Source organism: Streptomyces beijiangensis (assembly GCF_017315755.1).
Taxonomy (GTDB): domain Bacteria; phylum Actinomycetota; class Actinomycetes; order Streptomycetales; family Streptomycetaceae; genus Streptomyces; species Streptomyces beijiangensis.
The window spans coordinates 1-322 of record NZ_JAFLRJ010000622.1 but is presented as its reverse complement, the minus strand read 5'-3'; the positions used below and the strand labels follow the sequence as shown (position 1 = coordinate 322).

Below are 322 nucleotides of genomic sequence, written 5' to 3'. Positions count from 1 at the left end.
GGCGGAGCCCCCGAGGCGGGGGTGGCTCTCGCCTCGGGGTTCCTAATTGACGGAGCGTCAGACACACTGGCGCGATGCGACGCCAACAGCTGCACGCACTCCTCGCGGCATCCGCCGCCACCCTCTGCCTCGGCGGCCTCCTCGCCGCCTGCGGCGGAGCAAGTGGCAGCGGGTACGTCGCGGTCGGCGCTGTCGGTTCCGTCCCCGGCGAGGACCCCACCAAGGCCGTCCCCCCGACGGGGAAAGTCGTCCTCGTACCGCTGGACGGAAACGGGGCACCCTCCGGCACCCCCAAGGGCACCGACAGCCCAGCGGGGAAGCC

The 322-nt window shown here is 73.3% G+C and carries 1 pseudogene; it reads left to right on the top strand.

Annotation, left to right across the window (positions count from 1 at the left end):
- Nucleotides 1-74: 74 nt before the first annotated feature.
- A pseudogene (locus tag J0695_RS37610) lies at nucleotides 75-322 on the top strand (hypothetical protein); the annotation flags it as partial.